The organism is Micrococcus sp. KRD128 (assembly GCF_017168395.1).
In the GTDB taxonomy this organism is placed as follows: domain Bacteria; phylum Actinomycetota; class Actinomycetes; order Actinomycetales; family Micrococcaceae; genus Micrococcus; species Micrococcus luteus.
Genome location: NZ_JABFAX010000005.1, coordinates 51,369 through 57,062, shown reverse-complemented (window position 1 = coordinate 57,062; position 5,694 = coordinate 51,369). Strand labels below are relative to the sequence as shown.

Sequence of the window (5,694 nt, the reverse complement as noted above, 5' to 3'; positions counted from 1 at the left end):
CCCCGAACCTCGGCCCCACCCCCCATCAACTACGACCTGGACACCCTGGCCGACAAGGTCCTCGTCGAGCATTAGGGGACGTGGTCGATTCGAGAGGGCATCGACCCGCACTCCCTCGCCTTTCAGCAGCTGTGCACGGCGCCCTCCACCCCTGCCCCGCCGAGGGCAGTCCCCCATGGCAACGGGGCAAACCCCGCACGTCGCCAGCTGGTCCACGCACCCCCGGCATGACAACGAGATGCCGCTGAACCTTGAAGCCCACCGTGCCGCAGATGACCACCTTCCGGAGGCATGACGACCGCCACACCCGCCCACCCAGTGAGGCTTCGCTCCGATACTCGGCACAATCGGTCGATCTGTTGACAGTCTCACATGAGACGACCACATGACCGCAGGCAGGGCGGATACTGTCAAATATCTATGGAGGGGATGCTTCTAGCCTGGCAGTTATCTGCGACACCATTTCTTTACGTGCCCACGCCCAGGGTGATGGGGCTGCTGTCACGCGACGGTGAGCTGCAACCCTGGCAGTGCCCCCCGCCCCCCACGGCGATAGCTCGAGTGCCCGTACGCCCGAGGCATGCCCTCGCGTGCACGAACGCGAGGGCATCTAAGCAGTAGTGCCCACTGCTGGGTCAACCGCGCACATGCGCACTTTGGGGCAGGCAACCCCCGAGGGTCGACCTTCAACGCCTGGGTGCCAGCCAGCTGGGTGGAGCGGATTACGGCTCAGGAGTCCTGGTGGCGGTGTGCGCCGGGGGCAACCCAACGCCATGGCGGGAATACTCGCCGTGTCCACTTCCCGCGGGCACTCAAACCGCCCCGCACCCAGGCTGTCCGGACGCCCGGGGAGGCCTCGCCGTGCGGCCAGGGAGCCGGTCAGGCCAACGCGGCAGGTACGTGAGCAATCGGAAACCGCCCACTGTGGATGTGATGGCTTGGTGGCGGGTTTCTGTGATCGCTCAGTGGCGGTGCAGGCGCGGTCAGGTGTCGGTCGTGGTGCGGCGCAGCTCGCGGTAGATGGTGGTGCGGGAGACGTTGAACAGCTCGGCTAGCTCGGCTTGGGTGTGCTCGCCGGCGGCGTGCAACGTCAGCAGGTGCTTGCGCTGAGAGGGCGAGAGCTTGGGCTTCTTGCCTTTGAGTTTGCCCTTGGATCTGGCGATGGCCATGCCTTCGCGGGTGCGCAGGCGGATGAGGTCCGCCTCAAACTCGGCCACCATGCCGAGCACGTTGAACAGCAACCGGCCGACGGCGTCGTTGGGGTCGTAGGCGCTGCCTCCGAGACTGAGCGCCACTCCCTTGGTGGTGAGCTCGTCGGCGATGTCCCTCGCGTCCGGGAGCGAGCGGGCCAGCCGGTCGAGCTTGGTCACCACCAGGGTGTCGCCGTCCCGGGTCGCGGCCAGCGCTTCGCGCAGCCCGGGCCGGGCGCGGGTCGTTCCCGTCAGGCCGTGGTCGAAGTAGATGTCCTTGTTCTCGACTCCGAGGCGCTCGAGTGCTTCCCGTTGGGCGGAGAGGTCTTGCTCGAGAGTCGAGACGCGCGCGTAGCCGACATGCCTGCCCCCATTGTTGCAGTTATCCTCCCCTCACCGCCCACGTCGCCGTACGGCTCATGCGTACATGACGATCCCTCACAAGAAGTCGTCGAGGACTGAGCTCGCTCGACGTACGGTGAAGGATCCCCTTACGGGCATGCGATCTGGGCTGACGCCTGTGACCGAGTGTTCAGTTCGCGCTGTATAGTTCAGTCCATGATGACTATTGCTTCGCGTCTCGACGTGATGAACCGCCTGGGTCGTGCACTGGCCGACCCCACTCGATCCCGGATCATCTTGACCCTGCTCGACCATCCCGCTTACCCGGCGGAACTGGCCCGAGATCTGGACCTGACACGCCCGAACGTGTCCAACCACCTGGCATGCCTGCGCGATTGCGGGATCGTCGTCTCCGAGCCCGAGGGTCGTCGGACACGATATGAGATCGCCGATTCGCACCTGGCGCAGGCGCTGACGGCACTGGTCGATGCCACCCTGGCAGTGGACGAAGACGCCCCGTGCATCGATCCCGCCTGCTCGCTTCCCGGATGCGACGCAGCTGGGGAGGGCGCATGATCCTCACCTCGGTCTTGCAGGCGATGGGCCTGTTCGCAGCGACCAACATCGACGACATCATCGTGCTCTCCCTCTTCTTCGCGCGAGGGGCAGGCCAGCGCGGCACTACCGCCCGCATTCTGGCCGGCCAGTACCTCGGATTCGCCGGCATCCTCGGTGCCGCGGTCCTGGTGACCATCGGCGCCGGAGCATTCCTGCCCTCGGCAGCCATCCCGTACTTCGGTCTCATCCCTCTGGGCCTCGGCCTCTGGGCCGCATGGCAGGCCTGGCGCGGAGACGATGACGACGATGACGACGAGGCCAAGGTTGCCGGCAAGAAGGTCGACGTGTGGACAGTCGCAGGCGTCACCCTTGCCAACGGCGGCGACAACATCGGCGTCTACACCCCTGTCTTCCTCAGCGTGAAACCTCTCGCAGTAGTCGCCTACTGCATCGTCTTCCTCGCGCTCGTCGCGGTCCTGGTGGCCCTGGCAAAGTTCGTCGCCACCCGCCCCCCGATCGCCGAAGTGCTCGAACGCTGGGAGCACGTCCTCTTCCCCATCGTTCTCATCGGCCTCGGCATCGTGATCCTCGTCAGCGGCGGAGCCTTCGGACTCTGACGTAGCGGCAGCGATCCAAACGGCCCCGACCGGGCGCACCCCTCTCGGTTCAGACCGCGACACCTACCTGCAGCCAGTCCTGCGTGATCGCGGCAACAAGACCGCCACGGAGCGCTGCAAAAACCCCGCCACCAAGCGAACGAAGCCACAGGGCAGGGCGTGTAAAGGGGTATACCCGACTGGACACGAACGGGAGCGGGCCTCCGAGCCGTTCGGCGGGAGGGGGGTGCGACCCTTCTCCCGCACTGGCGGCTAGAGCCGGCGCTCCAGGTGGCCCTATGACCCCACTTGACCCTCACCTCACGTGAGGGCCCAGGCTGAGGCGCATGAGCAACTACTACAACGCAGTCGAGATGAGCCCTGTCCTCGCCCCCGGCCCTGAGGCCACCGCCCCGGAGCGGTTCGAGGGGATCTACCGGATGCCCTCGTTCGTGACGATCCCCACATCAGACCTGACCGCCTCGGTGGACTTCTGGACGCAAGGGCTCGACTTCTTCGAGCTGTTCAGCGTGCCCGGTCAGCTGGTCCACCTGCGCCGCTGGGCCTTCCAGGACGTCCTGCTGGTGCCGACCCCCGTCACCCTGGAGCAGGAGGCGCCGGCCATGAGCGTCAGCTTCGCGTGTCTGCTGGATCAGATCGATGACCTCGAGCAACGGTGCCGCGCCGCAGGTGTCGGCGCAGTCGGCGAGCCCGTGGACACGCCCTGGGGTTCGCGTGACCTTGAAGTGATCGCCCCCGAGAAGGCACGCGTGGTCTTCACGGCCACCAAGCCCTTCGATCCGGCCAGCGCCACGGCACAGAACCTCGAGGCCATGGGGATCACCGCCCCCGACGCCGTCGGGCAGGACAATGAGGTGCATGCCTGAGAAGCCCGACGCCGCGGACCTGCGAGGCCAAACGCATTCGCCAGCGCCACGAGCACGCCAGCGCCGAAGACAGCCGCGACTACTACGCCGCCGTGCTCGCCCACGTGCACGAGCTCAACGCCGCCTTCTCCGAGCCACTCCCGGCCAATGAGGCCCGCGACATCGCCGCCAGCATTCACCGATGGGTCACCACGCGCTTCTACGGCTGGACAGACGCCCGCACCGTCCAGCAGGCGTCCCTGTCCACGCTCCAAGCCTTCAGAGGCCGCCAGAGCGGAGCGAAGCGACGCAACGCCGTTGAGGAGCGTGCCCGTTTGATCGTGGGAGAGGACGCATGACCAGCACACCTACACGCGCCAAGCGCAAGCAGACCGCCCGCGAACTAGCCGAGCGATTCGGAGTCTCGCCGCGCACCATCCGCCGCACCGTCGCCCAGGAACGCGCGGACTACTTGGCGGACGCCGCCGCGCGCCATGAACGCATCCGCGCCCTGCGCGCGGAAGGGCTCTCCATGCGCGCCATTGCCGCCAAGGAAGGCGTCACCGTCGGGACGGTGCACTACGCGATCCACAAGGACGACTGAGACCAGCAAGAAAGCCCCTCAGCGTCTCAACGGAGGACCAGCGACATCAGAAGGCTCTGACACGGAAACGTGCTCTACTCCAAAGTGCGAGCTCCTAAGGGCCGCGATGAACGCCAACCGGCCATCAGCATCGCCCAGGAAGAGGTCCTCTTGAGCGAGAGGGATCAGAGAGCAATAGCGGTGCATAGAGAACGCACAGTATGGTGGGGCGCGTCACATCCACTCGAAGGAGACTCTCGTGCCCGACAAGCATCGACCGCGCCTCTCTCGTCTAGCCCAGTCCGGGGCCGCGTTTTCCCTCGTAGGAGCCCTCACCATCAGCAACTTCGGGGCTACCGCCTGGGCGGCCCAGCCCGCCTTCACCCCTCAAGCAACAGACGGGTACGCAGCCGCCGCCTCGCTTCCCGGCGACTTCGAGAATCAAGGAAGCACATCCAGCGAGTGGGATGATTACTTCTCTGATCTTCTAATCGAGGAAAAGAAGACCGGCCCGGAAGTAGCCGAAACGCAGGCGTTGCCCTGGGCTGTCCATAGGTGCCTCATGGGAATCGGTCTCAATGGGCCTCAGATCACCCAGATCATGGTTCGGGGGACCCCTGAGGCGCTTCTCGCCGCAGGAGGACGGGCTGCGCTTGCCTGCCTGAGGGGGAAGTGACCCATGCCACTCCGAGGCATTTCCCGCTCAGCCCTTGAAGAGGAGCTAAGGGCAGTCAACGCGAAACTCTCCACCCACCCTCTAGCATCCGCTCCAGTCAAGGAAGCGCACGCACTCATTGCAACGATGCAAGGAGCAGACAAGACAGAGGTCTCCAAAAGGCTGTCTGACAAGGGGCTCCCATCCCTCGACGAACTTGGAGCCCTCCAGCTCAAGGGGTCAGTTTCTTGGTGGCGCCTAAACAGGAAGAAGAATAAGCTCGAAAAGAAGCTAGAAGAAAAATCAGAATGACGAATATTATAGTCGCTTTGATTGAGAGCCTCGCTTCTAGCTTTGTGACCCCACCCCCTCCTGTGATTAGTTCACTTCTTATGAAGAATTGAACTACTTTTCACACTGGCACGGACTACCCAGCTCCAGCCAATCCCAAATGGCCCTCCCGTGTCCTCGTGGAGCGGTCCGGGGTGCACCCCGGACCGCTCCGGTGCACGGTTGCCCAGCCCTGCGAGAAGTACTTCGTCAAGGTCGCCGCGCTCCATGACCGTATCCGCGCCATGCGCACCGAAGACATGACCATGCGCGCCATTGCCGAGCGCGAAGGCGTCAGCACACGCGCCGTTCATTACGCGATCCACAAGAACGACCCGCCGCGCACCCCGGACACCCCCCAGGCCCCCAAAACGGACGCCTCCGCCGACGCTTGACCCCCTGCGCCTGCACCCCCAGCACAGTGCAACGAATCCCGGCCTGACTAGGTGTTGTGGGTCATGAGGTTCTTGACACGAGGCACGGGCTGAGATGAGACGAGCGGGCTCCGCCCCGCAGGATGGGAATTGCGACATCCACTCATCCGCGGAAGGAAGCCCGCTCGTGACTCACGCTA

Annotated in this window: 8 protein-coding genes and 1 pseudogene; 8 read left to right on the top strand and 1 reads right to left on the bottom strand. The window is 65.0% G+C overall.

Features of this window, described 5'->3' with window-relative positions; genetic code table 11:
- Positions 1–983 precede the first annotated feature (983 nt).
- Positions 984–1,553, bottom strand: a pseudogene (locus J1M44_RS02695) (recombinase family protein); the annotation flags it as partial.
- Between the two features lie 195 nt (positions 1,554–1,748).
- Here J1M44_RS02695 and cmtR point away from each other — a divergent pair.
- From cmtR to J1M44_RS02655, 8 genes are all read left to right on the top strand, one after another.
- The gene (gene cmtR / locus J1M44_RS02690; protein ID WP_017488126.1) at positions 1,749–2,108 is read left to right on the top strand and encodes a Cd(II)/Pb(II)-sensing metalloregulatory transcriptional regulator CmtR; all 360 of its coding nucleotides are present in this window, start codon (positions 1,749–1,751) and stop codon (positions 2,106–2,108) included.
- A complete protein-coding gene (locus tag J1M44_RS02685; RefSeq protein ID WP_020626392.1) occupies positions 2,105–2,707 on the top strand; it encodes a cadmium resistance transporter in 603 nt (200 codons plus the stop codon). The genes cmtR and J1M44_RS02685 overlap by 4 nt, the downstream gene beginning before the upstream one ends.
- 326 nt (positions 2,708–3,033) lie before the next feature.
- Complete coding sequence (locus tag J1M44_RS02680) at positions 3,034–3,573, top strand: VOC family protein (protein ID WP_020626393.1); 540 nt, start codon at positions 3,034–3,036, stop codon at positions 3,571–3,573.
- Positions 3,570–3,911, top strand: coding sequence for a primase C-terminal domain-containing protein (locus tag J1M44_RS02675; RefSeq protein ID WP_446724869.1), 342 nt, complete (start codon positions 3,570–3,572; stop codon positions 3,909–3,911). Before J1M44_RS02680 ends, J1M44_RS02675 begins: the two co-directional genes overlap by 4 nt.
- Positions 3,908–4,156, top strand: coding sequence for an HTH domain-containing protein (locus tag J1M44_RS02670; protein WP_020626395.1), 249 nt, complete (start codon positions 3,908–3,910; stop codon positions 4,154–4,156). The genes J1M44_RS02675 and J1M44_RS02670 overlap by 4 nt, the downstream gene beginning before the upstream one ends.
- Before the next feature lie 238 nt (positions 4,157–4,394).
- On the top strand, positions 4,395–4,811 hold the full coding sequence (locus tag J1M44_RS02665) for a hypothetical protein (protein ID WP_144819700.1): 417 nt from the start codon (positions 4,395–4,397) through the stop codon (positions 4,809–4,811).
- A gap of 3 nt (positions 4,812–4,814) precedes the next feature.
- Positions 4,815–5,102, top strand: a complete 288-nt coding sequence (locus tag J1M44_RS02660; protein ID WP_144819255.1) for a hypothetical protein — start codon at positions 4,815–4,817, stop codon at positions 5,100–5,102.
- 263 nt (positions 5,103–5,365) lie between these two features.
- On the top strand, positions 5,366–5,515 hold the full coding sequence (locus J1M44_RS02655; protein ID WP_155643070.1) for a hypothetical protein: 150 nt from the start codon (positions 5,366–5,368) through the stop codon (positions 5,513–5,515).
- Positions 5,516–5,694 lie beyond the last annotated feature (179 nt).

What these genes read in the sequence shown, in the direction of transcription:
- J1M44_RS02670 (WP_020626395.1), top strand. Translation starts at nt 3,908, where the DNA reads ATGACCAGCACACCTACACGCGCCAAGCGCAAGCAGACCGCCCGCGAA.
- J1M44_RS02680 (WP_020626393.1), top strand. Translation starts at nt 3,034, where the DNA reads ATGAGCAACTACTACAACGCAGTCGAGATGAGCCCTGTCCTCGCCCCC.
- cmtR (WP_017488126.1), top strand. Translation starts at nt 1,749, where the DNA reads ATGATGACTATTGCTTCGCGTCTCGACGTGATGAACCGCCTGGGTCGT.
- J1M44_RS02660 (WP_144819255.1), top strand. Translation starts at nt 4,815, where the DNA reads ATGCCACTCCGAGGCATTTCCCGCTCAGCCCTTGAAGAGGAGCTAAGG.
- J1M44_RS02655 (WP_155643070.1), top strand. Translation starts at nt 5,366, where the DNA reads ATGCGCACCGAAGACATGACCATGCGCGCCATTGCCGAGCGCGAAGGC.
- J1M44_RS02685 (WP_020626392.1), top strand. Translation starts at nt 2,105, where the DNA reads ATGATCCTCACCTCGGTCTTGCAGGCGATGGGCCTGTTCGCAGCGACC.